Annotated in this window: 27 protein-coding genes and 3 pseudogenes; 16 read left to right on the top strand and 14 right to left on the bottom strand. The window is 73.8% G+C overall.

The window, feature by feature from the left end; genetic code table 11:
* Positions 1-133: 133 nt before the first annotated feature.
* The 3 genes from BLW82_RS03960 to BLW82_RS03945 all read right to left on the bottom strand — a co-directional run bounded on the left by BLW82_RS03960 (position 134) and on the right by BLW82_RS03945 (position 3,028).
* Entirely contained in the window at positions 134-1,027 is an 894-nt protein-coding gene (locus tag BLW82_RS03960; RefSeq protein ID WP_093497486.1) for a 3-hydroxyacyl-CoA dehydrogenase, read from the bottom strand.
* Positions 1,027-2,013, bottom strand: coding sequence for a 3-hydroxyacyl-CoA dehydrogenase NAD-binding domain-containing protein (locus BLW82_RS03955; protein WP_093497485.1), 987 nt, complete (start codon positions 2,011-2,013; stop codon positions 1,027-1,029). The genes BLW82_RS03960 and BLW82_RS03955 overlap by 1 nt, the downstream gene beginning before the upstream one ends.
* Positions 2,014-2,638: 625 nt before the next feature.
* Positions 2,639-3,028 (bottom strand): cold-shock protein, encoded by a 390-nt coding sequence (locus BLW82_RS03945; RefSeq protein WP_093497483.1) that lies wholly within the window; start codon positions 3,026-3,028, stop codon positions 2,639-2,641.
* A gap of 204 nt (positions 3,029-3,232) precedes the next feature.
* Between BLW82_RS03945 and BLW82_RS03940 the strand changes: the two genes are divergently transcribed.
* Complete coding sequence (locus BLW82_RS03940) at positions 3,233-4,030, top strand: SAM-dependent methyltransferase (RefSeq protein ID WP_093497482.1); 798 nt, start codon at positions 3,233-3,235, stop codon at positions 4,028-4,030.
* Positions 4,031-4,037: 7 nt separating this feature from the next.
* On the opposite strand, the gene BLW82_RS03935 is transcribed toward BLW82_RS03940, so the two are convergent.
* The 4 genes from BLW82_RS03935 to BLW82_RS03920 all read right to left on the bottom strand — a co-directional run bounded on the left by BLW82_RS03935 (position 4,038) and on the right by BLW82_RS03920 (position 7,585).
* Entirely contained in the window at positions 4,038-5,294 is a 1,257-nt protein-coding gene (locus tag BLW82_RS03935; RefSeq protein ID WP_093507841.1) for a glycosyltransferase family 39 protein, read from the bottom strand.
* The gene (locus BLW82_RS03930) at positions 5,291-6,445 is read right to left on the bottom strand and encodes a dolichyl-phosphate beta-glucosyltransferase (protein ID WP_093497481.1); all 1,155 of its coding nucleotides are present in this window, start codon (positions 6,443-6,445) and stop codon (positions 5,291-5,293) included. The genes BLW82_RS03935 and BLW82_RS03930 overlap by 4 nt, the downstream gene beginning before the upstream one ends.
* Before the next feature lie 83 nt (positions 6,446-6,528).
* Positions 6,529-7,068 (bottom strand): hypothetical protein, encoded by a 540-nt coding sequence (locus BLW82_RS03925; RefSeq protein WP_093497480.1) that lies wholly within the window; start codon positions 7,066-7,068, stop codon positions 6,529-6,531.
* Positions 7,069-7,078: 10 nt separating this feature from the next.
* Positions 7,079-7,585, bottom strand: a complete 507-nt coding sequence (locus tag BLW82_RS03920) for a SigE family RNA polymerase sigma factor (RefSeq protein ID WP_093497479.1) — start codon at positions 7,583-7,585, stop codon at positions 7,079-7,081.
* A gap of 210 nt (positions 7,586-7,795) precedes the next feature.
* Between BLW82_RS03920 and BLW82_RS03915 the strand changes: the two genes are divergently transcribed.
* The 3 genes from BLW82_RS03915 to BLW82_RS03905 are packed head-to-tail and all read left to right on the top strand — an operon-like array spanning position 7,796 to position 11,692.
* Positions 7,796-9,172: a hypothetical protein gene (locus BLW82_RS03915; protein WP_093497478.1), complete on the top strand. Its 1,377-nt coding sequence runs from the start codon at positions 7,796-7,798 to the stop codon at positions 9,170-9,172.
* A 52-nt stretch (positions 9,173-9,224) separates the two neighbouring features.
* Positions 9,225-10,442 (top strand): AAA family ATPase, encoded by a 1,218-nt coding sequence (locus BLW82_RS03910; protein ID WP_093497477.1) that lies wholly within the window; start codon positions 9,225-9,227, stop codon positions 10,440-10,442.
* Positions 10,439-11,692: a vWA domain-containing protein gene (locus BLW82_RS03905; protein ID WP_093497476.1), complete on the top strand. Its 1,254-nt coding sequence runs from the start codon at positions 10,439-10,441 to the stop codon at positions 11,690-11,692. Before BLW82_RS03910 ends, BLW82_RS03905 begins: the two co-directional genes overlap by 4 nt.
* A gap of 128 nt (positions 11,693-11,820) precedes the next feature.
* Here the strand turns inward: BLW82_RS03905 and BLW82_RS03900 are convergent, their stop codons facing one another.
* On the bottom strand, positions 11,821-12,561 hold the full coding sequence (locus BLW82_RS03900; protein ID WP_093497475.1) for a helix-turn-helix transcriptional regulator: 741 nt from the start codon (positions 12,559-12,561) through the stop codon (positions 11,821-11,823).
* Between the two features lie 110 nt (positions 12,562-12,671).
* Here BLW82_RS03900 and BLW82_RS03895 point away from each other — a divergent pair, with 110 nt between their 5' ends.
* On the top strand, positions 12,672-13,640 hold the full coding sequence (locus tag BLW82_RS03895) for a threo-3-hydroxy-L-aspartate ammonia-lyase (RefSeq protein ID WP_093497474.1): 969 nt from the start codon (positions 12,672-12,674) through the stop codon (positions 13,638-13,640).
* Positions 13,641-14,081: 441 nt separating this feature from the next.
* On the opposite strand, the gene BLW82_RS03890 is transcribed toward BLW82_RS03895, so the two are convergent.
* Complete coding sequence (locus BLW82_RS03890; protein ID WP_093497473.1) at positions 14,082-14,474, bottom strand: SCO5389 family protein; 393 nt, start codon at positions 14,472-14,474, stop codon at positions 14,082-14,084.
* Between the two features lie 84 nt (positions 14,475-14,558).
* Complete coding sequence (locus BLW82_RS03885) at positions 14,559-15,518, bottom strand: ATP-binding protein (protein ID WP_093497472.1); 960 nt, start codon at positions 15,516-15,518, stop codon at positions 14,559-14,561.
* Positions 15,519-15,717: 199 nt separating this feature from the next.
* Here BLW82_RS03885 and BLW82_RS03880 point away from each other — a divergent pair, with 199 nt between their 5' ends.
* Complete coding sequence (locus tag BLW82_RS03880) at positions 15,718-17,181, top strand: purine-cytosine permease family protein (RefSeq protein ID WP_093497471.1); 1,464 nt, start codon at positions 15,718-15,720, stop codon at positions 17,179-17,181.
* Here BLW82_RS03880 and BLW82_RS45110 read toward each other — a convergent pair.
* Positions 17,178-17,285 (bottom strand): annotated as a pseudogene (locus BLW82_RS45110) (hypothetical protein); the annotation flags it as partial. The gene BLW82_RS03880 and the pseudogene BLW82_RS45110 sit on opposite strands and share 4 nt — an antisense overlap.
* Positions 17,286-17,484: 199 nt before the next feature.
* On the opposite strand from BLW82_RS45110, the gene BLW82_RS03875 reads away from it, so the two are divergent.
* From BLW82_RS03875 to pqqB, 3 genes are all read left to right on the top strand, one after another.
* The gene (locus BLW82_RS03875) at positions 17,485-17,886 is read left to right on the top strand and encodes an SseB family protein (RefSeq protein ID WP_093497470.1); all 402 of its coding nucleotides are present in this window, start codon (positions 17,485-17,487) and stop codon (positions 17,884-17,886) included.
* A 50-nt stretch (positions 17,887-17,936) separates the two neighbouring features.
* Complete coding sequence (locus tag BLW82_RS03870) at positions 17,937-19,049, top strand: hypothetical protein (protein WP_093497469.1); 1,113 nt, start codon at positions 17,937-17,939, stop codon at positions 19,047-19,049.
* A gap of 62 nt (positions 19,050-19,111) precedes the next feature.
* On the top strand, positions 19,112-20,002 hold the full coding sequence (pqqB, locus tag BLW82_RS03865) for a pyrroloquinoline quinone biosynthesis protein PqqB (protein ID WP_093497468.1): 891 nt from the start codon (positions 19,112-19,114) through the stop codon (positions 20,000-20,002).
* A gap of 185 nt (positions 20,003-20,187) precedes the next feature.
* Here pqqB and BLW82_RS03860 read toward each other — a convergent pair whose 3' ends face one another.
* The 3 genes and pseudogenes from BLW82_RS03860 to BLW82_RS03850 form a co-directional block, all read right to left on the bottom strand.
* A complete protein-coding gene (locus BLW82_RS03860; RefSeq protein ID WP_093497467.1) occupies positions 20,188-20,586 on the bottom strand; it encodes a MarR family winged helix-turn-helix transcriptional regulator in 399 nt (132 codons plus the stop codon).
* A 78-nt stretch (positions 20,587-20,664) separates the two neighbouring features.
* On the bottom strand, positions 20,665-21,015 hold the full coding sequence (locus BLW82_RS03855) for a VOC family protein (RefSeq protein ID WP_093497466.1): 351 nt from the start codon (positions 21,013-21,015) through the stop codon (positions 20,665-20,667).
* A gap of 197 nt (positions 21,016-21,212) precedes the next feature.
* A pseudogene (locus BLW82_RS03850) lies at positions 21,213-21,501 on the bottom strand (substrate-binding domain-containing protein); the annotation flags it as partial.
* A gap of 187 nt (positions 21,502-21,688) precedes the next feature.
* On the opposite strand from BLW82_RS03850, the pseudogene BLW82_RS03845 reads away from it, so the two are divergent.
* The 7 genes and pseudogenes from BLW82_RS03845 to BLW82_RS03815 all read left to right on the top strand — a co-directional run.
* Positions 21,689-21,874: pseudogene (locus tag BLW82_RS03845) on the top strand (glycosyl hydrolase 53 family protein); the annotation flags it as partial.
* 209 nt (positions 21,875-22,083) lie between these two features.
* On the top strand, positions 22,084-22,371 hold the full coding sequence (locus BLW82_RS03840) for a helix-turn-helix domain-containing protein (RefSeq protein ID WP_093497465.1): 288 nt from the start codon (positions 22,084-22,086) through the stop codon (positions 22,369-22,371).
* A gap of 29 nt (positions 22,372-22,400) precedes the next feature.
* Complete coding sequence (locus tag BLW82_RS03835; protein WP_093507840.1) at positions 22,401-23,354, top strand: SMP-30/gluconolactonase/LRE family protein; 954 nt, start codon at positions 22,401-22,403, stop codon at positions 23,352-23,354.
* A 69-nt stretch (positions 23,355-23,423) separates the two neighbouring features.
* Positions 23,424-23,885 (top strand): fluoride efflux transporter CrcB, encoded by a 462-nt coding sequence (crcB, locus tag BLW82_RS03830; RefSeq protein WP_093497464.1) that lies wholly within the window; start codon positions 23,424-23,426, stop codon positions 23,883-23,885.
* Positions 23,882-24,262, top strand: coding sequence for a DUF190 domain-containing protein (locus BLW82_RS03825; protein WP_093497463.1), 381 nt, complete (start codon positions 23,882-23,884; stop codon positions 24,260-24,262). Before crcB (BLW82_RS03830) ends, BLW82_RS03825 begins: the two co-directional genes overlap by 4 nt.
* A complete protein-coding gene (gene crcB / locus BLW82_RS03820) occupies positions 24,259-24,633 on the top strand; it encodes a fluoride efflux transporter CrcB (protein WP_093497462.1) in 375 nt (124 codons plus the stop codon). The genes BLW82_RS03825 and crcB (BLW82_RS03820) overlap by 4 nt, the downstream gene beginning before the upstream one ends.
* 71 nt (positions 24,634-24,704) lie before the next feature.
* The gene (locus tag BLW82_RS03815; protein WP_093497461.1) at positions 24,705-25,541 is read left to right on the top strand and encodes an undecaprenyl-diphosphate phosphatase; all 837 of its coding nucleotides are present in this window, start codon (positions 24,705-24,707) and stop codon (positions 25,539-25,541) included.
* The last annotated feature ends 125 nt before the right edge of the window (positions 25,542-25,666 follow it).

Genomic DNA, 25,666 nt, shown 5'->3' with positions numbered 1-25,666 from the left:
CCGCCACGGTGCGCGGCACCGCCCTGAAGGCGGCGTACCCCCGCCGTCCGCGGCACCGTCGCGGCCGGTCGCGCAGTTGCTCCACCGGCCTTCGGCCGGGGCTACCCCCGGCGCCACTTGGGGGCCCCTCGCGTCACGCCGTTCGCAGAACGGCGTGGGCGATGCCCGTGAGGTTGCCCTGGACGACGAGGAGCTCGTGGCGGTCCGATCCGTCGAGGGCGGCCGTGTAGACCGATCCGCCCAGGTCGGTCACGTACATGCGGTCACCGTCCGGGTCGAGGGCGATGCCGATGCCCTCCATGAGGTGGGTCATGAGGATCTCGGACGTCCAGCGGCCGTCCGGCGGGTCCAGCGGGGCCCGGTTGACGCTGTTGCCCCGCGGCGGGTCCCCGCGGTCCGTCCAGTACAACATCCTCGCCTTGAGGTCGAGTTCGAGGTCGATCGGTTCCGGCAGTCCGCCGAACAGCACCTCGACGTCGTCGCGCAGGTCCGGTGCCTGCCCGGCGGGCAGGGCGATGCCGGCCCGCAGGATCCGGCCGGCCCCCGCGTCGCTCGGGCCCTTCTGGGACCAGTACAGGTGTCCGCCGACGGGGTCGACGGCGACGCCCACGCACCATCGGGTCTCGTCTCGGCGGTCCTCGTCGCCCTCGCCGGTCCGGACGAGGGTCTCGACGTCCGAACCGTCCAGGCCGCAGCGCATCACGCGCATGCCCTCGCGGTCACCCCAGTACAGCTTTCGGTCGGTGGCTTCGAGATGCAGCTGCTTCGGCGTGTGCGTGGTGCCCTCGGCGACGATCGTCGTCCGGTGGGCGCCGTCCAGGTCCACGCGCTCGACAGAGCCGTCGTTCTCCGCCGGGACCCCCATGTTCGTCCAGTACACGTGCCCGGCGCCGGCGTCCACGGCGATGCCGTCGGGGATCCGGCACCCGGTGACGAGGACCGTCTTGCCGGAGCCGTCGGGCCGCACCGAGAACAGGCGGCCACCGCCACTGGCCTCCAGCACGAACAGTCTCTCCCGGCCCGCCATCACGGCCCCTTCTCCGCGTCCGGCCCGCTCGCGGCCGCGGCCCCGGCCGGGTCGTGCCGCACGCGCACGGCCAGCAGGGCCGCGAGCATGGCGTCACGGCGGGCGGACAGCTCGTCGACCGAGTGCCCGTCCGCCTCCTTGAGGACACCGTCCACGATCGTGTCCCTGAGCTCGGGCGTGAACTGAGGGGAGCGCAACTGGTCCCAGGACGCGACCATGCGCGGCATGAGGGTCTCCATGAAGTGCTGGATACCGCCCTCGCCGCCACCCAGGTGCCACAGCAGGGACGGGCCCATGACGCCCCAGCGCAGCCCCGGCCCCCAGGACACCGCGTCGTCGGCGTCGGCCACGTCGAGCACGCCCTCCTGGATCAGGTACACGACCTCGCGGTACAGCGCGGCCTGGATGCGGTTGGCGACGTGCCCGGGGAGCTCCTTCTTCAGGTGGATAGGCCGCTTGCCGATCGCCGCGTAGAACGACATGGCGTCCCGTACCGTCTCCGGGGCGGTCCCGGTGCCGCCGACCACCTCCACCAGGGGGATGACGTGCGGCGGGTTGAACGGGTGGCCGATGACGGTCCGCTCCGGGTGCCGGCAGCCGGCCTGGATGGCGCTCATCGTGATGCCCGACGAACTCGACGCGATGATCGCGTCCGGTGGCGTGGCCTCGTCGAGGTCGGCGAACAGTTCGACCTTGAGCTCCGGCCGTTCGGGCGCGTTCTCCTGCACGAAGTCGGCGTCCCCGACGGCCTGCCGCGGGTCCGGGGTGAAACCGAGACGGTCGGGTGAGGCGCCGGGGGCGAGCCCGATCGCGGCGGCCGCGTCCCAGGCACCCGCCACGTACGAGCGCAGGGCCGCCTCGGCGGCGGGCGCGGGGTCGGTGGCCGTGACGTCGAAGCCACGGACGAGATAGTGCGTCGCCCAGCTTGCACCGATGGTGCCGGTCCCGACGATCGCCACGCGGTGGACGGGCCTGTGCGATGTCATGGCTGATCACTGCTCCCGATCGTTGGCCGCGGGGGTCTGTGGAGGTGCCGTGCGGCGTCCACGCGACCACCCTCGGACCGGGGACGGGCCGGCGCATCGGGCTGCGCGCCCAGGAGCCGGGCGGGTTCTCGGTCCCGTGGTGCAGCACCCTCCGGCCATGGTCGGAGGCCTCCGAGCCCCGGTGCCTCGGCGACGACGTGGTCCCCGATGTCGCGGCCGGCCTCCAGGAGAGGTGACCCTGCGTTCTCCGCGACCACGGACAGCTGTCCCGCCGCCTCTGGATGCTCCGCAGCCATGTCTCAAAACTAACCGCAGAGGGGTGCGGCGGCACCAATTCGGGCTCCGGGGCCGTACGGGAGCCCCGTGATTTCGCCGCGTTCCGGGTCTGGTCGCGTTCATGCTGCCGAACATTTCGGAGTACGCCGTCGTCTGCCACGGCGTACTTCGGGCCGGCGTCGTCGTCGTGCCGACGAACCACCTGCCCGAGTCCGGTGAGGTCCGGTACCACCTCGGCGACCCCGGGGCCCGGACGCGGAGGCGGACGTCGTCCGTCCCGGTGCCCTCACGGCGGGCGGCCGGTCGCTCCGCACGCGCGACGCGTGAACCGGCCGGTCGCCGCGGGCCGTCAGCCCTCGATCCAGCCGTGGTTCTTCGCGAACTGGGCGAGCGCGCCCCGGACCCGCACGATCTCCTCGGCGGTGAGCGTGGGCGCCGACGCCAGCAGCGTCTCGGTGACCTCGCGGGTGAACTCGTCCGCGCTGAGCAGGTCGCACAGCGAGTCGTCGTCCGGACCGAGCGTGCGGACGTCGGCGCCGCGGGCGAGCCGGACACCGGACGCCTTCGGGCCGCGCTCGCCGGCCTCGATCTCGAACTCCACCGCCACGCCCGGGCGGACGTACGCCTCCGACATCTGCATGTCGTTCACGTGCAGGAAGACGTCGTCGCCACCGCCGTCCGGAGCGATGAACCCGTACCCGCGCGAGCTGTCGAACCGCACCACACGACCACTGACCATGAGAAACCCCCAACCAAACCGGGCCACCTGCCCGGACACCTGGGCCCGATGGTAGTCAGGTCCGGCCCGGCCGTGCGACCCGGCCCGCCCGGTGCGGTCGCCGAGGGCGGAACTCGGTGCGCCGACAAAGAAGTTGATGTGGAAAGCTGTCGCCAGCCGTCGGTGAGCCAAGGGGGGCCGGGACGGTCGTTGAGAGGAGCGCACGTGACGCAGGACGGCACCGGGTCCGTGGAGATCGACACCAGCAAGCCGCATCCCGCGCGGATCTACGACTACCTGCTGGGCGGCAAGGACAACTACGAGGTGGACCGCAAGGCCGGTGACCAGCTCGCCTCCGTCGCGCCCGAGGTGTGGATATCCGTCCGGGCCAACCGCGGCTTCCTGCAGCGCGCGGTCCGGTACGTCATCGACAGCGGCGTCCGCCAGATCCTCGACATCGGCACCGGGCTGCCCACCTCGCCGAACGTGCACGAGGTGGCCCAGGCGCTGGCGCCGGACGTCCGGGTCGCCTACGTCGACAACGACCCGATCGTGAAGGCCCACGGCGACGCGCTGCTCAGCAGGGCCGGCACCACCAGCATCGTCCTCGCCGACCTGCGCGACCCGCAGGCCGTCGTCGAGCACCCCGAGGTCCGCCGGATCATCGACTTCGGCGAGCCCGTCGCCCTGTTCCTCGTCGCCATCCTCCACTTCGTCCGCGACGAGGAGGAGCCCGAGCGGATCGTGGCCGCCCTGCGCGACGCGCTCCCGGCCGGCAGCTTCCTGGTGCTCTCGCACGCCACCGACGACTTCGCCGAGCGCAGCGAGGCCAAGGCCGTCTACAACAACGCGACCGCCTCCATGAACCTGCGCCCCCGGGCCCGGATCGAGCGCTTCTTCGACGGGTTCGAACTGGTCGAACCCGGCGTCACCCAGGTCCCGTTCTGGCGCCCGGAGACCACCCCGCCGGCCGGCTCGGAGGAGATCGGCTTCTACGGCGGAGTGGCCCTCAAGAAGGCCTGAACCGGCGTCAGGGCACTCCGAGTTCGAACAGGGCGTAGCCCGCGTACGAGCCGGAGGCCAGCGCCGCGATGCCCAGCACGAGGCACAGGCAGGGCAGGCTCACGCGGCGCAGTGCGACCGCCAGGGGGAGGAACAGGGGAAAGGCGGGCAGCAGATAGCGCGAGACGTTCGCGAAGTACTGCTGGCTGCCCAGCACCAGGGCGACGGTGAGCACCGTGTGGACGACCAGCACCACCGGCGGCCGCAACCGGCACAGCAGCGGCAGCAGGGCCAGGTCCAGCAGGACCACCCCGACCCCGATGACGTCGGCGAAGGGGAGCGCGAAGAGGTAGCCGAAGTGGCCCACGGGGACGGAGGTCAGAACGTCCAGGGTCTGGCTGCCGTAGTCGAACTCGTGCCCCCACGCGCCCGACTGGAGCGCGAAGTAACCGCCGTAGTCACCCATGCGGTGGCCCACCCAGCCGAGATAGCCGAGCAGGCCCAGCGGGGCCACGAGCATCGCGGTCAGCGGCCGGGCGACGCCGTCCTCGCGGCGGCGCAGCGCCAGGACCGCGGCCAGGGCGAGCGCGGCGACCAGGGCCGCGGCGGTGGGCCGGTTGAGACCGGCCGCGAAGGCCAGCACCCCGGCCGTCAGCCAGCGCCGGGTGAGCACGGCGTACAGGGCCCAGGCGGCCAGGGCCACGTACAGCGAGTCCGAGTAGACCGCCCACTCCACGCCGGAGCCCGGCCACACGGCCCACAGCCCGGCCGCCGCCAGCCCCGCCCGGCGGCCGCCGAACCGGGCGGCGACGGCGAAGATCCCCAGCGCCGCGGCGAACGACGCCACGACCGACACCAGCAGCCCGGCTCCGAACGGGCCGAGACCGGTGACCTCCATCGCCACCCGCATCAGCGCCGGGTAGAGCGGGAAGAACGCGGCCGAATTGCCCTGGAGGGTGATCAGTCCGGTGGCGCCGGGCACCGGGACCAGCGCGGGGTGGTAGCCGTGCAGGGCGATCTGCTGGTACCACCAGCCGTCCCAGGTGCCCAGCACGTCCCAGACGTGCGCACCGCCGCCGAACCGCGGATGCTTCCTGCGGAAGTCGCCCGCCGAGTCAAGCAGATACATGAAGGAGCCGAAGCCGACGAGCTTGAGGACGCCGTACATCGCGAGGACCGGGCCGTAGCGGGTTGCGGTGTCGCGCAGGCGCCGTCCGGGGCCCGGCGCGGTGGTCCCGCAGGCGGCGGGCGGGGGCGGGGCGGTGCTTCTCAGGGGCGTGGTCATGAGGCCGCGGACCCCGTCCGGCACCGCCGTCCGCCCCGGGCCGACCGGGCGACGGCGACGGGCAGGGCGAGGGACAGATGGGCGGCGGCGAGCACGGCGAGTTCCGCGCGGAGCCCGGCGCCGGGGGCCGCGTGCCGCAGGAGGGCGAGCGACCCCGCGGTGACGGCCAGCCGGGCGGCCAGGGCGGGCAGGGCGGGCGGCGCAGGCAGCGGGGGCCGCCCGAGGACCGGTTGCGCGAGGACCCAACAGGCCATCAGGGAAAGCGCGTTGACCGCCTGCGCGGCGGCGGCCGGGCGCAGCGCCGCGTACAGGAGCAGGTGGGCGAGGGCCATGACGGTGACGGGGACCGCGTACGAGCGTGACGGCCGCCCCGACGGCAGCGCGCCCCGGGCCAGCGCCAGGCCGACCCTCGCGATGCCGCGCAGATCGGCGAGGGCCGTGGGCAGCAGGTCGACCCGGCTGTCCGGGTCGTCCACCCAGTCGACCGGCACCTCGTGGATCCGCAGCCCGGCCCGCTCCGCGATCACCAGCAACTCGGTGTCGAAGAACCATCCCGTGTCCCGCACCAGCGGCAGCAGCCGCGCGGCGGCGTCCCGTCGTACGGCCTTGAACCCGCACTGCGCGTCCGAGAACCCCACCGACAGGGTGCAGCGCAGCAGGACGTTGTAGCAGCGGGAGACGGCCTCCCGCTTCGGGCCGCGCACCACCCGGGCGCCGGGCGCCAGCCGGGTGCCGATGGCCAGGTCGGAGTGGCCCGAGAGCAGCGGGGCGACGAGCGGCAGCAGCGCCGTGAGCCCGGTCGACAGGTCCACGTCGAGGTAGCCGACCACCGGCGCCGACGACGCCGACCAGGCGGCCCGCAACGCGCGGCCGCGGCCCTTCTCGGCCAGCCGTATCCACTCCACCTCGGGCAGTTCGGCGGCGAGCCGGGCCGCGATCAGCGGGGTGGCGTCGGTGCTGGCGTTGTCGGCGACGGTGATCCGGAAGGGGTAGGGGAACGTCTCCCGCAGATGGGCGTGGAGCCGCCGCACGCTCGGCTCCAGGTCCGCCTCCTCGTTGAACACCGGTACGGCCAGGTCGAGGACCGGCTCGGCGCGGTGCGCCGGAGGCGGCGGCGCCGGGACCGGCAAGATGACTGGTAGACGATTCATGATGTTTTTTCGCATTCGTACTCGATTTCGAGGCGTGCCGAAGCCACGCCGGTGGGGGAGGGGAACGGCCGACGGGCCGCGGTCTACGTGCCGTTCGACGGGTCGGGGGTGTCGGTCACGGGCGCCGACGGCGGGTGGGCGGTGGCGGTGGAACTCCCGGCCGAGCTCTCCGCGGCGCTCCGGGTCGTGCCCGCGTCCGGGGTGGAGCTCGCCGTCGAGGACGAGGCCGAGGTCGGGGTCGACGAGGGGGACCCCCCGCTCGTCGGCGTCGGGGTGTTCCCGGGCGCGGTCGTGCTCTCGGGCGGCGGCGCCGAGGTCGTGGCGCCGGAGGCCGGCGCATTGGGCGTCAGGCTCCGCGTCGGTGCCGGAGCGTTGGTGGGGCTGGTCGCGGGCCAGGGGTGCGGCGCACCGGGTTCGTCACGGACGTCGGAGTGGGGCCACAGGAACAGGCACAGGCCGAACCCCGCGGCCGTCAGGACGGCGCCCGCCGCCCGCCGGGCCGCCCGGACCCGCCGCCGCGCCTGCACACCGGCCCGCAGCCGCTCCCGGTGCCGGGTCTCGAACGCCGTGGGCTCCCGCTCGTCGTGCATCAACTGCGTCAACTGCCGCTCGAAGTGATCCATGGCCTCTCCCTCACCCCACCGGCTCGATGGCGTCCGCCAGCAGCTCCCGCAGCCGGGCCACCCCGCGCGCCGCGTGCGACCGGGCGGTGCCCACCGGGCAGCCCAGCACCTCGGCGACCTGCCGGTCGGGCAGATCCTGGTAGTAGCGCAGGACGACCGCGGCCCGCTGGCGCGGGGTCAGCAGCGCCAGCGCGGCCTCCAGCCGGGAACGCTCGGCGACGACCGCCGACATGTCACCGGCCGCCGCGACCTCGGGCAGCTCCTCGACGGGGCGCTCACCCCACCACCGGCGCCGCGCCGAGCGGGCCGCGGCGCGGGCCAGGACCTTGCGGACGTACGCCTCCGGCGCCTCGTCGGCGACCTTCGGCCAGACGAACCACAGCCGGACCAGGGACTCCTGCAACAGATCCTCGGCCCGATGCCGATCGCCACCGGTGAGCAGACGGGCCAGGTGGCACAGGCCCGACCAGCGGGCCGCCACGAACTCGTCGTACTCACCGGCCCGAGCCTGCTCCATTCCCACGGTCCCCGCTCTCGCCGACTGCCTACACCTGGGAAAAGGCGCTGGGGGCGGCAGAACGCTGCACCCCGCGGGAGTGATCCGCGTCACGTGCGAGCCGGGTCCGAAATCGCCTGGCCGATCCGGGCGGAGCCGTCGTATGCTCCCGGTGATGACCACTCACTCTGCTGTCAGATTGGGGGTCCCGTCCACGTCAGGTGAGTGCTGATGGCCACTCACCTCACGGACGGGGACACCCGCCTCTCCCTGTGGCGGCGCGTGCGCGAGTACGCCGTGCCGCTCGCCATGATCGAGACCGCGACCGCCCGCCGCACCGCTGGGGACTGGGCGGGGGCCTGTGCCGCCGCCGGTTTCGACGTCGACCTCGACCTGCGCGAACTGGCCCGCGCGCGGGGCCGGGACGTCCGGGAACGGCTCCGCGCCGACCTGCGCCGGCTGGCGCCCGACCTGCTGCGCTGGCATCTGCCGAGAGTCGCCCCCGACGGGTTGCTGCGACCGGGCCTGACGATGCCGCTCGCCCGTTACGACACCGGGGAGGGCCCCCTGTGCCTCGTGGTCCGGACGCCGCCCGCCTGGGCGGACGCCGGACAGCGGATCGGCCTCGCGCTGTGGGACGGCACACCGGGCGGGCCCGCCGCCCGGGGGCATCCGCATCCGCACCCCAGCCGGCGGTTCCGCTTCGACCTGCACCGCCATCTGTGGGACGCGGGTGCCGCGGGCGAGCTGCGCACCCGGTCGGGCGCCGACCTGGCGGCGGGCGGCGAACGGTGCACGTTCTCCAGCCGACTACCGCTCCTCGAACGGTCGTTGTGCGCCGTGGACCGATGGGCGGACGAGGCGCGGATCGTGCTGGGCGCCGCGGGGCGGGACCGCGGGGCCGTCGTCGTACGCCTGGGCGGCCGGCAGCGGTTCGCGGTGCACCTCGCGGCCGACGGGACCGCGACCGCCGGCCCGGACACCGACGCCCGCGCTCCCGGCAGCGGTGCGCGACCCGTCCTGCCCGACGCCGCGACCTGGGTCCTCCCCGATCTGGAACTGCTGCGCGCCGGGCTGGTCGACGCCGGCCGGCTGCATCCGCTGGTCGCCGAGGCGCTCGTCCCCGGGCACCCGCCGGCCCCCCGGGACCCGTACGCCGGACCGGCCCGGCAGCCGGGCCTGGTGGAGTGCCGGGGCGCCCGGCACCGGATCGGCCTGGTCGACGGCGTGCTGTCCCCGCTGGACCACTCATCGGACGAACTGCGGCGCGAGGAACTCCTGGTGGCGCTCGGCGGGCCGCCGCTGCCCTGCCTGCGCGTCATCGACGAGGCGCACCGCCGCCCCGACTGCCTCACCGGCGTCCGCGAACGCCTCGACCACGGGGACCTCGCCGGCGCGCTGGCCGTCGTCGAAGGACTGCTGGGGCCCGAAGCCGTGCTGCGCGACGGGCCGTTGAAGGACGAACTGGAGGCGGCCGCGCAACGCCGGATCGCGTACGGCCTCTACCGGGCGGGCCTCGCCGGATCCCGCGGCGGGCCCGTCCGGGCGCGCCGCCTCCGGTCCGTCCACGACCCGCGCCTGGGCCCGCGTCCCGCCAACCGGCGCTGACACCGCTGACTTGCCATCCACTTGCCCTCTCACACCCCTCAGGTGATCCCTCATGGCCACTCATGCCCCCGACCAACTCGCCGTCGCGGACACCCTGTCGGCGCTGCTCGGCGACTCCACCACCGAACTCCGGCCCGACCCCCAGCTGGAGGCGCTCACCCTGGCCGTCGCCGCCGACCTGCCCGTCCTGCTGTGGGGGGAACCCGGCATCGGCAAGACCGCCGCCCTGAACCGGCTGGCCGAGTCGCTCGGCCTGCCGCTGACCACGGTGATCGCCAGCGTCCACGAGCCGTCCGACTTCTCCGGCCTGCCCGTCGTGGGCGACGACCCCGCCGTCCAGGGCGTCCCGATGGCCCCGCCGGACTGGGCGGTACGGCTGGTGCAGGCCGGCCGGGGCCTGCTGTTCCTGGACGAGCTGTCCACCGCGCCCCCCGCCGTGCAGGCCGCCCTGCTCCGGCTGGTCCTGGAGCGCCGGGTGGGCGCGCTCCGGCTCCCGCCCGGCGTACGGATCGTCGCCGCCGCCAACCCGAGGTCCTCGGCCGCCGACGGCTGGGAGCTGAGCCCGCCGCTGGCCAACCGGTTCGTGCACCTCCAGTGGGCGCACGACCACGAGGTCGTCGTCCGCGGCCTCGGCGGCACCTGGCCCCGTGCCACCCTGCCCCGGCTCGACCCGGACCGGCTGCCCGCCGCCGTGGACTTCGCGCGCCGCGCGGTGTGCGGCCTGCTCGCCACCCGCCCCACGCTGGTCCACCGGCTGCCGAACGGCGAGATGCGGCGGGGCGGCGCCTGGCCGTCGCCCCGCAGCTGGGACATGACCCTGCGCCTGGTCGCCTTCGCACACGCCGCCGGCTCCTCCCGGGACGTGCTCTCCCTCCTGGTCAGGGGAACGGTCGGGGACGGTCCCGGGCTCGAACTGCTGGCGAGCGTCGACCGGATGGAACTCCCGGACCCCGAGACGCTGCTCGCCGACCCGGCCGCGGCCGACCTGCCCGAGCGTGGTGACCTGCGCCAGGCCGTGCTCGACGGCGTGGTCGCCGCGGTCCGCGAACGGCCGGACCGGGCCCGCTGGGACGCGGCCTGGGCCCTGCTGGTGCGCGCCCTGGACACCGGGGCGCCCGACCTCGTGGTCGTCCCCGCCACCACCCTGGCCTCGCTGCGCCGGGACGACTGGGACGTCCCGGCGGCGATCGAACGGCTCGCCGGTGCGGTGTCCGTGTCCAGGCGCGCCGACCGGGCCGCCGAACGCGTCGCGGCCAAGGTGCGCCCATGAGCGCCGGTCCGGGCATCGAAGCGACCGGGGCGCTGGACCTGGACAAGCTCTACGCCGCCCGGCTCCAGGCCGCCCGGGCCCGGCCCTACCTCGCGACGGCCCTGTTCGCCCTGCACGTCGTGGCGGACCGGCGGGTGCCGACCATGGCCGTCGACAAGCACTGGCGGTGCTACGTCTCGCCCGCGTTCGTGGACCTGATGCCGGAGGAGGACCTGGCCGGGGTGTGGGTGCACGAGGTGTCGCACCTGCTGCGCGACCACCACGCGCGCAGCGACCGGGTCGCGAGGGAACGCGGGCTGACCGGGGCCGGCGAGCGGCTGCGGATGAACATCGCGGCGGACCTGGAGATCAACGACGACGCGTACGGCGACGGGCTGGCGCAGCCCCGCGGCGCCGTCCGGCCGTACATGCTGCGCCTGGACGAAGGCCAGTTGATGGAGGACTACCTGCGGCAGTTCCGGCTCGGGCCGCTGACGCAGGACCTGACCTGGCTGGACTGCGGAAGCGGGGCCGACGGCCGCGACCGGGAGTGGGACCAGGGGCCGGACGGCGCGCACGGCCTCAGCGAGCAGGAACGGGACGGCGTCCGGTTCCGGGTGGCACAGGCCATCACCGGCCGCCCGGGCAGCACCCCGGACGGCTGGCGGCGCTGGGCCGAGGACGCCTTTCATCCGCCCCAGCCCTGGCGGGAGCTGCTGGGCGCCGCGGTCCGCTCGGCGGCCTCGGCCGCGGGCGCCGGCGACGACTACAGCTACGGCCGCCCGTCGCGCCGCTCGGCCGGGCTGCCCGGCGTCGTCCTGCCGAGCCTGCGCCGGCGCCCGCCCCGGGTCTCGGTCGTCATCGACACCTCGGGCTCGGTCAGCGACGCCGAACTGGGCAGTGCCCTGCTGGAGGTGGCCGCGATCGCCCGCGCCGTCGGCGGTCGCCGGGACCTGGTCTCCGTGCTGTCCTGCGACGCGGCCGCCCGCACCGTGCAGCCGCTGTGCCGGGCGGAGGGCATCGCGCTGGTCGGCGGCGGGGGTACCGACCTGCGCGCGGGCTTCGCCAGGGCGCTGCGGGCGCGGCCGGCCCCGGACGTCGTGGTGGCCCTCACCGACGGGCAGACACCGTGGCCGGCGACCCGGCCCGCCTGCCGGACGGTGGTGGGCCTGTTCCCCCGGCAGTACGGCGGCACGGGGTGGCGGGAGGACGACTCCGACTACGTGCCGGAGGCACCGCCCGCCTGGGCGCGGGTGGTCGAGATCGGGTGAGTGCGCGGCTGGAAGGGCCGCGGTGTGCCGTGAGCCGTGAGCCGTGAGCCGTGAGCCGTGAGCCGTGAGCCGTGAGCCGTGAGCCGTGAGCCGTCAGTCGTCAGTCGTGAGCCGTCATCCGTCAGTCGTCAGTCGTCAGTCATCTGCGGCGCCGTCGTGGCCGGGCGCGCGGTTCCCCGCGGCGCTTCGGGGGCGGTTCGTGCCGCGGCCAGGTAGTTGTAGGCGGAGGCGCGGGAGATGCCGAGGCGTGCGGCGATCTGCTGGACCGCGCCGCGCACCGCGAAGACGCCCTGCCGGTCCAGGTCCCGGAACAGCTCCAGCCGTTCCTCGCGGCTGAGCTGGGGCCACGGCTCGGGCCGGCGGAGCCGACCGGCGTCGACGATCGCGTCCAGGACGGCGGTGATGTCGTCGCCGAACGTGGTGGTCGGCGGCGCCTCAGGGGCGGCGGCGACCCCGGCGAGGCCGCCGACCAGCGCGTGCACCTGGTGCACGGCCGTGACGTCGAGGTTCACGCACAGCGCCCCGAACGCCGTACCGCCCGAGTCGCGCAGCACCATCGTGGACGACTTGACCAGCTTCCCGTCCCGGGTGCGGGTCAGGTAGTTCAGCTCGTCGCGCGCCTCGTCGCCGGCCGCCAGCAGCTTCATGCCGATCTCGCTCATCGCCCCGCCGACACCGCGGCCGGTGACCGATCCCGCGAGGGCCACCACGGAGCGCTCCGGGCGGCGGAAGTCGTGGACGACGACCTCGCAGAAGGAGCCGAAGGTCGCCGCGATCCCGTCCACGACCGGGGACAGCGCCGCGATGATCGCGTCCTGCTCGGCCCGCGCCGCGTCCGTGCCGCTCGCCGCTGCCGGTCCGTCTGTCATCGGTGCCCCCGCCTGGATCGGGTCTGGACTTCCAGTCCAGATGATAGACAATAAATCCAGACCGTCGACGCTCATCCGGCGTCCGGCGGCGCCCGGAACGGAGGACGAACATGCCCGACACCCCGCCCGTCACTCTTGAGGACGTGTACGACGCGGCGGCGCGGATCAAGGGAGTGGCTCACCGCACCCCCGTGCTGCGCTCGCGCACCCTGGACGAGCTGGTCGGTGCCGAGGTCTTCCTGAAGTGCGAGAACCTCCAGCGCATCGGCGCGTTCAAGTTCCGGGGCGCCTACAACGCCGCGTCCCGGCTGTCGCCCGCGCAGCTCGCCCAGGGCATCGCCGCCTACTCCTCCGGCAACCACGCCCAGGCCGTCGCCCTCGCCGCCCGCGAACTCGGCACCACCGCCGTCATCGTGATGCCCGAGGACACCCCGCGGGCCAAGCTGGAGGCGACCGCCGGATACGGCGCGGAGATCGTGACCTACGACCGCTACACGGGCGACCGGGTCGCGATCGGCGAGGCCCTCGCCGTCGAGCGCGGGCTCGCGCTCATCCCGCCGTACGAGCACCCGCACGTCATCGCGGGGCAGGGCACGGCCGCTCTCGAACTCATCGAGGAAGTCGGCGAGTTGGATGCCCTGGTGGTGCCCGTCGGAGGCGGCGGCCTGATCGCGGGCAGCGCCACCGCGGCCAAGGGGCTGCTGCCCGGGATCCGGGTCGTCGGGGTCGAGCCCGAGGCCGGCGACGACACCCGGCGGTCCCTCGCGGCCGGGCACCGGGTGTCGATCCCGGTGCCCCGCACCATCGCCGACGGCCAGGCGGCCGACATCCCCGGCGAGCTGACCTTCTCCGTCAACCAGCGTCTGGTGGACGACATCTCGCTGGTCTCCGACGACCAGATCCGGGATGCGATGCGGTTCGCCTTCGAACGGCTGAAGACCGTCGTGGAGCCGAGCGGCGCCAGCGGCCTGGCCGCGCTGCTCGCCCACCGGGTGGCGCCGCTGCCCCGCCGGATCGGGGTGGTCCTGTCCGGGGGCAACGTCGGCGCGGAGCGGTTCGCGGAGATCATCGCCGGCTGACCTGGAATCGGGGGCAGCCCTGTTCGTCCTCCGTCGGCTTCGGCCGTCGCGGGACGCCGGCGCGCACAGGGCGCCGAAGAAGACCACCGCGACGCCGACCCGGAAGGGTGTTCAGGACGGCGACGCCGAGCGCGCCGTGGATCTCGCGGACCGGGGTGCCGGCGTGTGCCGGTCCGCCGAAGGCCTGCACGGCGCACACCGCACCGACGGCGCCGTGCCGGAAGGCTCGCTGTCGAAGGTGCGCCGGGAGGGGCGCACCTTCGTGCGCGGCCCGCTCACCGAGGACCGCGGCGGCCTCGGGAGGCCGGTGCGCGCCCCCGCGGTGCCGTGGTCGCCGCCGCGGGAGCGTTCGGCCCGGTCGAGACCGGCCGGCCGCTCGGACTCGCCCCGCAGGTCCGAGCGGCCGGCCGGTCTCCCGGAGCCTGCGGGCCGACCTGGAACTCAGCAGTCGCGGAACTCCGGCGACTGGTTGAGGATCTGGGCGCGCGTCGAGGTGAAGCGGGTGTGCGTCTCGCCGCCCCGCGCCTGAGGCGGGAACACCGCGACCCGGTGGCAGTTCTGGAAGGCGAGGGCGACCCCGAAGTGCCGTTCCAGGCTGCCCCGGATCGCGTCGGAGGACAGCGCCCGCAGCAGCTGCCCGCGCTCCCGCTCCGAGGGCGGCGGGGTCTGGTTGTCGGCGAACTCCGCGCTTCCGCCGTGCAGTTCGGCCGAGAGGCGGGCGACGAGGTCGTACGCGTACGGCAGCGAGGTGCGGACGGTTTCCACGAAGTCCTCCTCCCGCACCGCGCCGTTCTCGGCTTCGGCGAGCAGCTGCGGGGAGACGTCGAGCGACATGTGACGGTGTCCTGTTCTTCTCAAAGCGGTTACGGAAAAGGGGTGTTCGAAGGCGGAACGGGCCGCAGGGGAGGGCGCCGGCTCTCAGGCGAAGGCGGGCAGCGCCGCCGGCCCGTGCCGGAAGTCCGGGTCGACCTGGGCGGCCAGGTCCCTACCCGTCGCCGCGTCGGCCCAGGCGGCGGCATTGCGCAGATGGAACTCCACGGCATGTCGCTGGAAGGCCTCCCAGTCCTTGCCCCGCGCGTCCACCGCGGCCCGCAGCCGGTCCAGGGCCCGGGAGTTGGGCCGCTCCAGCGCGCCGCCGCCGCGCCCCTGTTCCTGGGCGCGGACGTACGGGGAGAGCCCGCAGTGGGCCAGCAGGTCGTCGCCCACCCGCTCGCGCAGGAAGGCGAGATCGTCCGCTCCGGTCACCTTGTTGCCGACCACGGCGACCGGGATCCCGAACTCGGCGGCGTGGTCCCGGTACTGGCGGTACACGGAAAGGCTCTTCCGGGTCGGCTCGACCACCAGGAAGGTCATGTCGAAACGGGTGAACAGACCGGACGCGAAGGCGTCCGCGCCCGCCGTCATGTCGACGACCACGTACTCGCCGGGACCGTCCACCAGGTGGTTGAGGTACAGCTCCACCGCACCGAGCTTGGAGTGGTAGCAGGCCACCCCGAGGTCGCTCCCGGCGAAGGCGCCGGTGACCATCAGCGGTACCCCGCCGACCTCCTGGACGTGCCGGGAGTGCACCTCGTCGTCGCCCAGCAGCCGCAGCAGCCGGGAGCCGCGCCCCGGAGGGGTCGTCTTGACCATGGCCTCCCGGGACGGGATGCGGGGGTTGGTGCCGCGCAGGTAGTCCATGATCTCACCGGTCCGCGCGCTCAGCGGCGGCGCCGCGAAGGGTTCGTCCTCGTCGAGGCCGAGGGCGTGCGCCAGGTGCTGGTTGATGTCACCGTCGATGGCGACGACCGGCGCGCCGGACCGTGCCAGGTGGCGGGTGAAGAGGGCCGACAGCGTGGTCTTGCCGCTGCCGCCCTTGCCGACGAAAGCCACACGCATCGCTAGCGCTCACCCCCATTGTTGAAAATGGATTTCATGAGCACAGATTGGAGGGGGTGGACCGCGGTGTCAAATCGAGGTCGCCCAACCGGGTCGCGGGCCCGCGCCGTTGACGGAGCCGCAGGTCCGGAGGGCCCTTGACCCCCGTCACCGGGCCGACCTAGCCTCCGGTCAACACACCCGGACGGATGGGCCGACGATGGCGGACGCACGGGCACCCGGCAGACAGCTCCGGGTCGAGACGCACGGGCTCGACGTGATCGGCGACGCCGACCGCAAGGGCACCCCGCGCACCCTGTTCTGGCCCTGGTTCGGCGCGAACGTCTCCGTCCTCGGGATCAGCTACGGAGCCTTCGCGCTCGGCTTCGGCATCTCCTTCCGGCAGGCGCTGGCCGCAGGCGTCCTCGGCATCCTGGCCTCGTTCCTGCTCTGCGGCCTCGTCGCGGTCGCGGGGAAGCGGGGCTCGGCCCCCACCATGGTGCTCAGCCGGGCCGCGTACGGCGTCCGGGGCAACCGGCTCCCGTCGGTGGTCTCCTGGGTGCTCACCGTCGGCTGGGAGACCGTCCTGGTCGCCCTCGCCACCATGGCCACCGCGACCGTCTTCGCCCGGCTCGGGCGGGGCGGCGGCACCGGGACCGAGGTGGCCGCGCTGATCGCGGTCTGCGTGCTCACCGTGGTCGGCGGTGTGGCGGGCTTCGACCTGATCATGCGGCTGCAGACCGTGATCACGGTGGTGACCGGCGTCCTCACCGTCGGCTACGTGGTCCTCGTCGCCGGCCACATCCACTGGGCGACGGTGCGCGCCATCCCGTCCGGCTCCGCCCAGCAGTTCATCGGCGCGCTGGTCTTCGTGATGACCGGCTTCGGACTCGGCTGGGTCAACGCGGCCGCGGACTACTCCCGTTACCTGCCGCGCGCCGCCTCGAGCCGGGGCGTGATCGGCTGGACCGCCGTCGGCGGCTCCGTCGCCCCGCTTCTCCTGCTGGTCTTCGGCCTGCTGCTCGCGGGCTCCTCCGCGTCTCTGGACAAGGCGATCGCCGCCGACCCCATCGGCGCGCTGACGACCATCCTCCCCACCTGGTTCCTGATCCCCTTCGCCGTCGTCGCCGTCCTCGGCCTGGTCGGCGGCGCGGTCCTGGACATCTACTCCTCCGGACTGGCCCTGCTCTCCGCGGGCCTGCCCGTGCCCCGCTACCTCGCCGCCCTCGCGGACGGCGTCCTGATGACCGCCGGCGCGGTCTACATCGTCTTCTTCGCCGACGACTTCCTCGGCGAGTTCACGGGCTTCCTGACCACCCTCGGCGTACCGATCGCCGCCTGGTGCGGGATCATGCTCGCCGACCTGGCGCTGCGCCGCCGCGACTACGACGAGGCGGACCTCTACCGCCCCGCCGGCCGCTACGGTGACGTCCCCCTCCTGCCGCTGCTCCTCACGCTCGCGGCCACGGCCTTCGGCTGGGGCCTGGTCACCAACACCGCCGCGAGCTGGCTGACCTGGCAGGGCTACCTGCTGGCCCCGCTCGGCCTCGGCGGCAGGTCCGGCGCCTGGGCGTACGCCAACCTGGGCGTCCTGGCCGCCCTGGTGCTCGGCTTCCTCGGCACCGTCGCCCTCGGCCGCGCCCGGGTCCGGAGCCAGGAGAACCCGCCCGCGCGCGCCCCCTAGTCCCGGCGCGACACCTCCACGTTCTCCAGGATGCCGAGGGCGTCCGGGACCAGAACGGCGGCCGAGGAGTAGGCGGTGACCAGGCAGGAGGTGACCGCCTGTTCAACGGGAACTGCCCCCACACCACCCCCCACACCACCCCGCACTCCGCGCGAACACCCCGGCCGCCGGTCTTCCGGGGCGAGGGACAGCCCCCGGGGTCGCGGGTGCATGCCCTGGCCCCGACCGGGTACGCGGGCCGTGGCCGCCCGGCGACCTGCCGGACCCGCGGCCCGTACCACCACCGCTACCTGGGGATCTGCCATGGAGACACCCGCACACGACGACTTCCCGACGCCGGCCCAGCGGGCGCTCGACACGCTGGCCGTGAACGCCGAGGACACCACCGCCCTGGACACGCTCGCACACAGCGACGTGCTGGTCCCGGTGCCGGACGACGCCGCGGAGTCCGCCGACCCCGCGATGATCGCCCTGCCCGTCCTGGAACGCCCCGACGGCGACCCCGTCGTCCCCGTGTTCACCTCGGAGGGGGAGCTGACCGGCCTGCTGCCGACGGTCTCCCGCTACCGCGTGGTGCCGCTCGGCGCGCTCGCCTCGCAGTGGCCCGAGGACAACCTCTCGCTCGCCATAGACGGCAGCTCCGCACACGCCCTGACCCTCACCTCCGAGGGCGTGCGCACCCTGCTGGCCCGCCCGGCGGGCTGAACGGACCGCTCCGGTCACCGGGAGGGCGGCGCCCGGGCCAGAATGGCGCCATGGAATGGATCTCCGGGGTGGCCGGAGGACTGGTACTGATCCTGGTCCTGCGCAGCATCCTGCGCACGCTCGTGGTCCCCCGGGGCCTGTACTCCGTGCTGGTGTACCGGCTGTGGTGGGGCCTGCGCCGGGTGCTGTGCTTCAGCGCGCACCGCGGCGGTTACCGCGCGATCGACCGCGCCCAGACCTGGCTCGCCCCGCTCATGCTGGTCGGCATGCTCGCCGCCTGGCTCGGCGGGGCGTTCCTCGGCTTCGGGATGCTGCTGTACGCGTTCTCCCCGCTGTCCTGGAGCACCGCGTTCCGGGAGGCGGGCTCCAGCCTGTTCACCCTCGGGTTCGCCAGCGGCGCCCGGCTGCGGCTGTCCGCGCTGGACTTCGTCGCCGCCGCCACCGGCCCGGTCTTCATCGCGCTGCAGATCTCCTACCTGCCCACGCTGTACGCCGCCTACAACCGCCGCGAACTGGAGGTCACGCTCCTCCAGTCCCGGGCCGGCGAGCCCGCCTGGGGACCGGAGATCCTCGCCCGGCAGTGGCTGGTCGACACCGAGACCGCCCTGCCCGAGCTGTACCGCTCCTGGGAGCGGCTGGCCGCGGACATGGGGGAGAGCCACGCCACCTACCCGGTGCTGCTGGCCTTCCGCTCGCCGCGCCCCTACCGCAGCTGGCTGGTCGGCCTGATCGCCGTGATGGACGCGGCGGCCATGCAGCTCGCGCTCGCCCCGCGCTCCGCCCCGCCGGAGGCCCGCCTGGTGCTGCGCGCCGGGTTCACCGCGCTGCGGGACATCGCCGCCTCGGTGCGGGCGAGCTTCGACACCGACCCGGCCCCGGACGCCCCCATCGAGCTGACCTACGCCGAGTTCGAGGAAGCCGTGACCATGCTGGAGAAGACGGGGTTCCACGCCGAACGCGGCACCGCGGAGGCCTGGCCGCACTTCCACGGCTGGCGGGTCAACTACGAGGCGGTCGCCTACGAGCTGTGCCGCCGCTGCGACGCCGTACCCGCGCTGTGGACCGGCGGACGCGACTTCGCGTCGGAGCCGATCCCGCCGCGCCGCCCGGTGGACCGGCGACCGCCCGAAGGACGGCCGGAAGTTCCGCCCGAGTGCGGGTAGCACGGCGCATCCTGAGGGAAGATCCCAGCAGGGGACGGGGAGACCGAGAGGGGCGGATCGTCGTGAGGGTCGTCCTGCTGGGCACCGCCGCCGGGGGCGGGTTCCCACAGTGGAACTGCGCCTGCGCGCTGTGCGCCGCCGCCCGGGACGGCAAGCTGCCCTCCCGCACCCAGGAGTGCGTCGCGCTGACCGGCAACGGCCGGGACTGGTGGCTGCTCAACGCCTCCCCGGACATCCGCGTCCAGCTGACCGCCACGGCCGCGCTGTGGCCGGGACCCGGCCCCCGGGACACCCCGGTGCGCGGCGTGCTGCTCACCGACGCGGAGGCCGACCACGTCACCGGCCTGACCGTGCTGCGCGGCGCACCGGGACTCAAGGTGTACGCGGCCCCGCCGGTACGGACGGTGCTGGCCCCCGCCCGGGGCGCCCTGGACCGCTACGCGCCCTGGGAGTGGGCCGACAGCCTCGCGGACGGCGGCTTCGTGCTGGCCGGCGGTCTGGTCGTCACCGCCCACCCGGTCGGCGCCAAGGTCCCGGCGTACGTCCCGGAAGCGCTCGCCGAGGCCGACGGCCGCTGGGTCACGGCGTACCGCGTCGAGGACCTGGCCACCGGGGGAGTGCTGCTCTACGCCCCCTGCGTCGGCTCCTGGAGCGAGGCCCTGGACGACCTGTGCGCCGAGGCCGACTGCGTCCTGCTGGACGGCACCTTCTACACCGCCGGCGAGATGGGCACCAAGGTCCGCTCCGGCCCCCGGCAGGCCAGGATGGGCCACCTACCGGTCTCCGGCGCCCGCGGCAGCCTCGCCGCCCTGGCCCGCCACCCCCACACCCGCCGGATCTACACCCACCTCAACAACACCAACCCGCTGGTCGACCCCTCCTCCAGGGCCCGCGCCCAGGTGGCCGCGGAGGGCGTCGAGGTCCTCCCGGACGGCATCGCGTTCGCGCTCTGAGCGGGCAGCGCAACGGAGGGGCGCCGGCGGAGGAACTGCGCGACCGGCCACGACGTCGGGGCGGACCGGGGGCGGCCCGTCGCGGCCATTCCGGCGGAGCGCCCGTTGCCGCGCAGGACGACGAAATCCGCCCTGTCGTGCGCGCGGGTCGCCGGCAGCCCACGGCGGCTCACCTCCCTGCCGCTCTAGCCGTCCGCTCCTTCGAGCATCCGTCCCAGCACCGCCCGCTGCAGCGGGCGTACCTCGGCGTGCAGGGCGCGGCCCTTCGCGGTGAGCGCGACCCAGACGCCGCGGCGGTCCTCGGCGCAGACCGAACGTTCCACCAGGCCGTCCTTCTCCAGCCGTCCGATCAGCCGGGAGAGCGCGCTCTGACTGAGGTGGACCCGGCCCACCAGGTTCTGCACCCGGCAGTGGTCGCCCTCGGCCGGGGTCTCCGCGGCGAGCAGGTCGAGCACCTCGAAGTCGCTCGCGCCCAGTCCGTGCGGATGCAGCGCCCGGTCGATCTCGCACATGGTGCGCGCGTGCACCGACAGGATGTCCCGCCACTGTTCTTCGAGCCGGGCCTCGGCCGTCTTCACTGCCATACCCGCACCGTAACACCGATCAAGCCGATTGTTGAGTGCGCAACTAGTGCGGGTGCAAGCAGTCGGATCGGGCCGCCCTCAGCCCACCGGGTCCTGGAGCAGGCCCACCATGTTGCCGTCGGCGTCCTTCACCGAGGCGACCAGCCGGCCGTTGCCGACGTCCCGCGCGTCCTGGACCAGCTCGGCGCCCGCCGCCAGCAGCGCCGCGAGGCGCTCCCGCAGATCGGTGACGTGCCAGAACGGCGTCGGCCCTGTCAGGCCCTGGGCGTGCCCGTTGGGGTCGAGGCCGACGTCCTGCCCGGCGGCCTTGAACCCGACGTAGTACGGCTCGTCGGCATACGGCTCGACGCCCAGCAGCGCGCCGAACAGCGCCTTCGCCCGGGCCGCGTCCTTGACGGGGTAGATGATCGTCTGCACGCCTTCGCTCATGGCGCTCGCACTCCTCGCGATAAGGGAACCGGCGCTTTCCGGCCGGTGATCCCACGCTAGGACGCCCGAGCCCACCCCGGCTTCTCCGATCCTGACCGGTTGGCGCCCCGAAGGCCGGGGGAGGAACTGCACGACCGGCCCCCGCCCGGCCGCAGCCGCCCGACGCGGCGCCCCGGCAGCCCCGACCTGCGCACGGCTCACGCGGACCCGTGTCGCACCACTTCCGTAGGCAGATCACCGCCGCCGGGTCCTCGCCCCCTATCGGGGCGAGCGGCATCCGGACCTCTCGGTGCTGATCCGGTCCCAGGGCTGCCGGACGGGGGTGAGCCGCGGGGTCACCGCGGTGGCCGCCCGGTAGTCGTCGAAACCGGCGACCGCGATGTCGTCCGGCACCCGCCGGCCGGCCCTCCGCAGTACCGCCGGCACGCCCTGCGCCATCAGGTCGGAGGCCACGAACACGGCGTCCAGGTCCGGCGCCCGGGCGAGAGTGGCGCCCCAGCGAGGGCCACGACCCGCGAGAGCGCGCCGACGCCTTCCACGACCACCACCTCACCGTCGACTTCGCCCACCCCGAAAGCGACTTGTCGTCCTATCCCCTCATCGTCGAGGCCGTCCCGAACGGCCGCGGCTCCCCTCATCGTCGAGGCCGTCCCGAACGGCCGCGGCTCCCCTCATCGTCGAGGCCGTCCCGAACGGCCGCCCCCTCGGCGTCTTCTACTGGGAGGTGACCCGGACCGCCGTCACCGGCAACGGCTGGGACCCGACCGATGCCACGTTCGCCAACGGCTGGGAGAACCAGGCCCAGTTCGGCTACGTCGACAAGGCGCTCTCCTCCATGGGATGGTTCAGCCACCGCTGACCCACCACTGACGGGGCCCGGCCACAAGCGGACGGCCGGGCCCCTCCGCCGCGTCCCGCAATTGCTCCGCGGGCAAGGCGCCGACCGGCCGAACTCGTAGGGCCGTTCGGTCTCGGACATCGCGCCGCGACTCCCTCACGTGAGGGCTTCGTCCTGCGCGACAGTGGGAACAGACACTGCGAGGAGGCAGGGGACGGGAGGCCGGTCGGATGCTGAGGAACGCCGCGAGCGCAAGCCGCCTGGAGATTCTGGACTGGCTCAAGGACCCGGTGGCCCACTTCCCGCCCCAGCGCCACGCGGACCTCGCCGAGGACGGCGTCACCGCCCGGGCCGTCGCCGCCAAGCTCGGGGTCTCCCGCAGGGTCGCCGGCACCCACCTGACGCTGCTGGCCCGCCTCGGCCTGCTCCGCACCAAGCGCATCCGGCACCGCGTCCACTACCGGCGCGACGAGGTCCGGATCGCCGAAGTGGCCCGGATGTTCGAGAAGGGCTGGTGAGAGCGGTTACTCCTGCCACCATGGGTCTCATGGACCGACCCACGCGCCTCGTCCCCCTCCACTACGTCGCCGTCGGCGGCCGGGGCCCGGAGGATGTGGTGACGGATCCCGACGGCGGCGTCCTGACCGGCGTCGAGGACGGCCGCATCCTGCGCCTGGACGACCTCGGCGACCCGGACACCGCCCGGGTCCGGACGCTGGCCCGGACCGGCGGCCGCCCGCTCGGGCTCGACCTCCTCCCCGACGGCGACCTGCTGGTCTGCGACGCGGAACGCGGCCTGCTGCGCGTCGATCTCGCCGACGGCACCGTCCGCGTCCTCGCCGACACGGTCGAGGGAGAGCCCCTGCGGTTCGCGAGCAACGTGGTCGCCCTGCCCGACGGCACCGTGTACTTCACCGCCTCCAGCCGCCGGTTCCCCCTCGGCCAGTGGATCGGCGACATCGTCGAGCACAGCGGCACCGGCCGCCTGCTGCGCCTCGCGCCGGGTGCGCGCACGGCCGAAGTGGCCTGGGAGGGCCTCCAGTTCGCCAACGGGCTGACCGTGAGCGGCGACGGCACCTTCCTGATCGTCGCCGAGACCGGCGGGTACCGCCTCATCCGATACTGGCTCACCGGCCCGCGCGCCGGCCGCGCCGAGTTCTTCGCCGAGCTCCCCGGCATGCCCGACAACATCTGGCGCGACGGCGACCTGGTCTGGGTCGCCTTGGCAGGCCCGCGCAACCCCCCGCTCGACGCCTTCCACCACAGCCCCCTCGCCGTCCGCCGGGCGGCCGCCCGCGCCGCCGTGCACGCCCCCTACCGCCCGGTCGGCACCATCGCCGTCCTCGCCCTGGACGACCAAGGCCAGGTCGTCCACCACCTGTCCCGCCGCAACTCCGGCTTCCGCATGGTCACCAGCGTCTGCCGGACCGGCCGGCACCTCGTCCTCGGCAGCGTCTGGGAGCCCGGCGTCGCGGTCTGCGCGGCCCCCACCGCGAAGTGACCGCCGGGTACGCCCGGCGGTACCCTGAGGCACCCGTCAGGGGCGGTGCCGAACAGGAGACGTACGACCATGACAGCCCCGGAAGCCGAGAGCCTCCGCGTCCAGCCGACCCCCCGGCGGCGGTCCGAGTGGCGTGCCCAGGCCCCGGTCGTCGTGGTGGTCGCCGCCGGCGGCGCGCTCGGCGCCGTGGCCCGGTACGCCCTCGCCCTGGCCCTGCCCACGGCCGCCGGGGGATTCCCCTGGGCGACCTTCTGGACGAACGTCAGCGGCTGCGCCGTGATCGGCGCGTTCCTGGTCCTGATCACCGAAGGACTCCCCGCGCACCGCCTGGTGCGCCCGTTCTTCGGCACCGGCGTCCTCGGCGGCTTCACCACCTTCTCGACCTACGCCGTCGACATCCAGAAACTGGTCGACCACGGCCGGCCCGCGGTCGGGCTGGCCTATCTCGCCGCGACCCTGTGCGCGGCCCTCGCGGCGGTGTGGTGCGCGGCCACCGTGACCCGCCGTGTCCTCACCCGGAGGCAGCGATGACGAGACTGACCGGCCGCGCCCTGCGCCTGACCGTCTACACCGGCGAGGACGACATCTGGCACCACAAGCCCCTCTACACGGAGATCGTGCACCGCGCCCACGCGGCCGGACTCGCGGGCGCCAGCGTCTTCCGGGGCATCGAGGGCTTCGGCGCCTCCTCCCGTATCCACACCTCCCGGCTGCTGTCGCTGAGCGAGGACCTGCCGGTGGCGGTCGTCGTCGTGGACACGGAGGAGCGGATCCGGGCGTTCCTGCCGCAGCTCGACGAACTGGTGACCGAGGGACTCGTGACCCTGGACGACTGTGAGGTCATCAGGTACGTCGGCCGCACCGACGGCGCGGGCACAACGGATGTGAAGGGTAAGAAGTCGTTGTGAACTGGCTGTTGGTGGTCCTCGGCGCCATGGTCGGTGCTCCGCTCCGCTATCTCGCCGACCGCGCCGTCCAGGCCAGGCACGACTCCGTCTTCCCCTGGGGCACTTTCGTGGTGAACGTCACCGGATGCCTGATCCTGGGCCTGCTGACCGGCGCGGCGACGGCGGGTGCGGCGAGTCCGCATCTGCAGCTGCTCCTCGGCACCGGGCTGTGCGGGGCGCTGACGACGTACTCGACGTTCTCCTACGAGACCCTCCGGCTGACCGAGACCGGCGCCGGGCTCTACGCTGCCGCCAACGTCGTCGCGAGCCTCGCGGCGGGGCTCGGGGCCGCCTTCGCCGGGGTCGCGATCTCCCAAGCCGTCTGGGCGTAGGACTTGCTTATCAACTACGCCTGTAAGACTGTCTACAGCACTGTCGACCAAACTCTGCAGAACTGGATCTCATGAGCGCCATCTCCGTCGGCCAGGCCGCCATCCTCGGGGTAGTCGAGGGGGTGACCGAGTTCCTCCCGGTGTCCTCCACCGGCCACCTCAAGATCACCGAGGGGCTCATGCACATCCCCGTCGACGACCAGTCCGTCGTCGGGTTCTCCGCCGTCATCCAGGTCGGCGCCATCGCCGCCGTGCTGGTGTACTTCTTCAAGGACATCAAGCGGATCGTCTCCGCCTGGGGCCGGGGGCTGACCAACAAGAACGAGCGCTACCACCACGACTACAAGTTCGCCTGGTGGGTCATCTACGCGACCATCCCGATCGTCCTCGTCGGCCTCGCCGCCAAGCGGCTGATCGACGGCCCGCTCGCCTCCCTCTGGGTGGTGGCCGGCTCGCTGATCGTCGGCTCCGGCGTGATGTGGTGCGCGGACCAGATGGGCCGCCACAAGCGCGGTGAGGACGACACCTCCTTCAAGGACGCGATGCTGGTCGGCTGCTCGCAGATCCTCGCCCTGCTCTTCCCCGGCTTCTCCCGCTCCGGTGCCACCATGTCCACCGCGCTCATCCTGGACCTGGACCGGGTCGCCGCCACCCGTCTCTCCTTCTTCCTCGGTATCCCGGCCCTCACCGGCGCCGGTATCTACGAGCTCAAGGACGCCCTCGGCGCGGGCGTGGGTGCCGCCCCGCTGGCGGTCGGCACCATCGTCTCGTTCGTGGTCGCCTACGCCTCCATCGCCTGGCTGCTGAAGTTCGTCGCCAAGCACTCCTTCAACGCGTTCGTGATCTACCGGATCGTGATCGGCCTGGCGGTCTTCGGCCTCCTCGCCACGGGCACCGTCAACGCCTGACCGGCCGCGTCCACGGGTCACCGCTCCGCCACGGGGTGTGATGCCTGCATTCAGGCGTCGCACCCCGCGATTGTTTCCTTTCTCGAAATCTTGACAGCCTCGTCCCGCACCCCGGAACATCTCAT

This window comes from Streptomyces sp. Ag109_O5-10 (assembly GCF_900105755.1).
In the GTDB taxonomy this organism is placed as follows: Bacteria; Actinomycetota; Actinomycetes; order Streptomycetales; family Streptomycetaceae; genus Streptomyces.
Note: the sequence above shows the minus strand (reverse complement) of the source record. Positions and strands in the feature narration are given on the sequence as shown.

Excerpts from the sequence above, each read along its gene's own strand:
- BLW82_RS03910 (WP_093497477.1), top strand. The coding sequence starts at position 9,225 with ATGGCCACTCATGCCCCCGACCAACTCGCCGTCGCGGACACCCTGTCG.
- BLW82_RS03895 (WP_093497474.1), top strand. The coding sequence starts at position 12,672 with ATGCCCGACACCCCGCCCGTCACTCTTGAGGACGTGTACGACGCGGCG.
- BLW82_RS03825 (WP_093497463.1), top strand. The coding sequence starts at position 23,882 with ATGACGAGACTGACCGGCCGCGCCCTGCGCCTGACCGTCTACACCGGC.
- BLW82_RS03815 (WP_093497461.1), top strand. The coding sequence starts at position 24,705 with ATGAGCGCCATCTCCGTCGGCCAGGCCGCCATCCTCGGGGTAGTCGAG.
- BLW82_RS03925 (WP_093497480.1), bottom strand. The coding sequence starts at position 7,068 with ATGGATCACTTCGAGCGGCAGTTGACGCAGTTGATGCACGACGAGCGG.
- BLW82_RS03935 (WP_093507841.1), bottom strand. The coding sequence starts at position 5,294 with ATGACCACGCCCCTGAGAAGCACCGCCCCGCCCCCGCCCGCCGCCTGC.
- BLW82_RS03905 (WP_093497476.1), top strand. The coding sequence starts at position 10,439 with ATGAGCGCCGGTCCGGGCATCGAAGCGACCGGGGCGCTGGACCTGGAC.
- BLW82_RS03890 (WP_093497473.1), bottom strand. The coding sequence starts at position 14,474 with ATGTCGCTCGACGTCTCCCCGCAGCTGCTCGCCGAAGCCGAGAACGGC.
- BLW82_RS03840 (WP_093497465.1), top strand. The coding sequence starts at position 22,084 with ATGCTGAGGAACGCCGCGAGCGCAAGCCGCCTGGAGATTCTGGACTGG.
- BLW82_RS03920 (WP_093497479.1), bottom strand. The coding sequence starts at position 7,585 with ATGGAGCAGGCTCGGGCCGGTGAGTACGACGAGTTCGTGGCGGCCCGC.
- BLW82_RS03855 (WP_093497466.1), bottom strand. The coding sequence starts at position 21,015 with ATGAGCGAAGGCGTGCAGACGATCATCTACCCCGTCAAGGACGCGGCC.
- BLW82_RS03955 (WP_093497485.1), bottom strand. The coding sequence starts at position 2,013 with ATGACATCGCACAGGCCCGTCCACCGCGTGGCGATCGTCGGGACCGGC.
- BLW82_RS03900 (WP_093497475.1), bottom strand. The coding sequence starts at position 12,561 with ATGACAGACGGACCGGCAGCGGCGAGCGGCACGGACGCGGCGCGGGCC.
- BLW82_RS03860 (WP_093497467.1), bottom strand. The coding sequence starts at position 20,586 with ATGGCAGTGAAGACGGCCGAGGCCCGGCTCGAAGAACAGTGGCGGGAC.
- BLW82_RS03875 (WP_093497470.1), top strand. The coding sequence starts at position 17,485 with ATGGAGACACCCGCACACGACGACTTCCCGACGCCGGCCCAGCGGGCG.
- BLW82_RS03945 (WP_093497483.1), bottom strand. The coding sequence starts at position 3,028 with ATGGTCAGTGGTCGTGTGGTGCGGTTCGACAGCTCGCGCGGGTACGGG.
- BLW82_RS03930 (WP_093497481.1), bottom strand. The coding sequence starts at position 6,445 with ATGAATCGTCTACCAGTCATCTTGCCGGTCCCGGCGCCGCCGCCTCCG.
- BLW82_RS03915 (WP_093497478.1), top strand. The coding sequence starts at position 7,796 with ATGGCCACTCACCTCACGGACGGGGACACCCGCCTCTCCCTGTGGCGG.
- crcB (WP_093497464.1), top strand. The coding sequence starts at position 23,424 with ATGACAGCCCCGGAAGCCGAGAGCCTCCGCGTCCAGCCGACCCCCCGG.
- BLW82_RS03885 (WP_093497472.1), bottom strand. The coding sequence starts at position 15,518 with ATGCGTGTGGCTTTCGTCGGCAAGGGCGGCAGCGGCAAGACCACGCTG.
- BLW82_RS03880 (WP_093497471.1), top strand. The coding sequence starts at position 15,718 with ATGGCGGACGCACGGGCACCCGGCAGACAGCTCCGGGTCGAGACGCAC.
- BLW82_RS03870 (WP_093497469.1), top strand. The coding sequence starts at position 17,937 with ATGGAATGGATCTCCGGGGTGGCCGGAGGACTGGTACTGATCCTGGTC.
- BLW82_RS03835 (WP_093507840.1), top strand. The coding sequence starts at position 22,401 with ATGGACCGACCCACGCGCCTCGTCCCCCTCCACTACGTCGCCGTCGGC.
- BLW82_RS03960 (WP_093497486.1), bottom strand. The coding sequence starts at position 1,027 with ATGGCGGGCCGGGAGAGACTGTTCGTGCTGGAGGCCAGTGGCGGTGGC.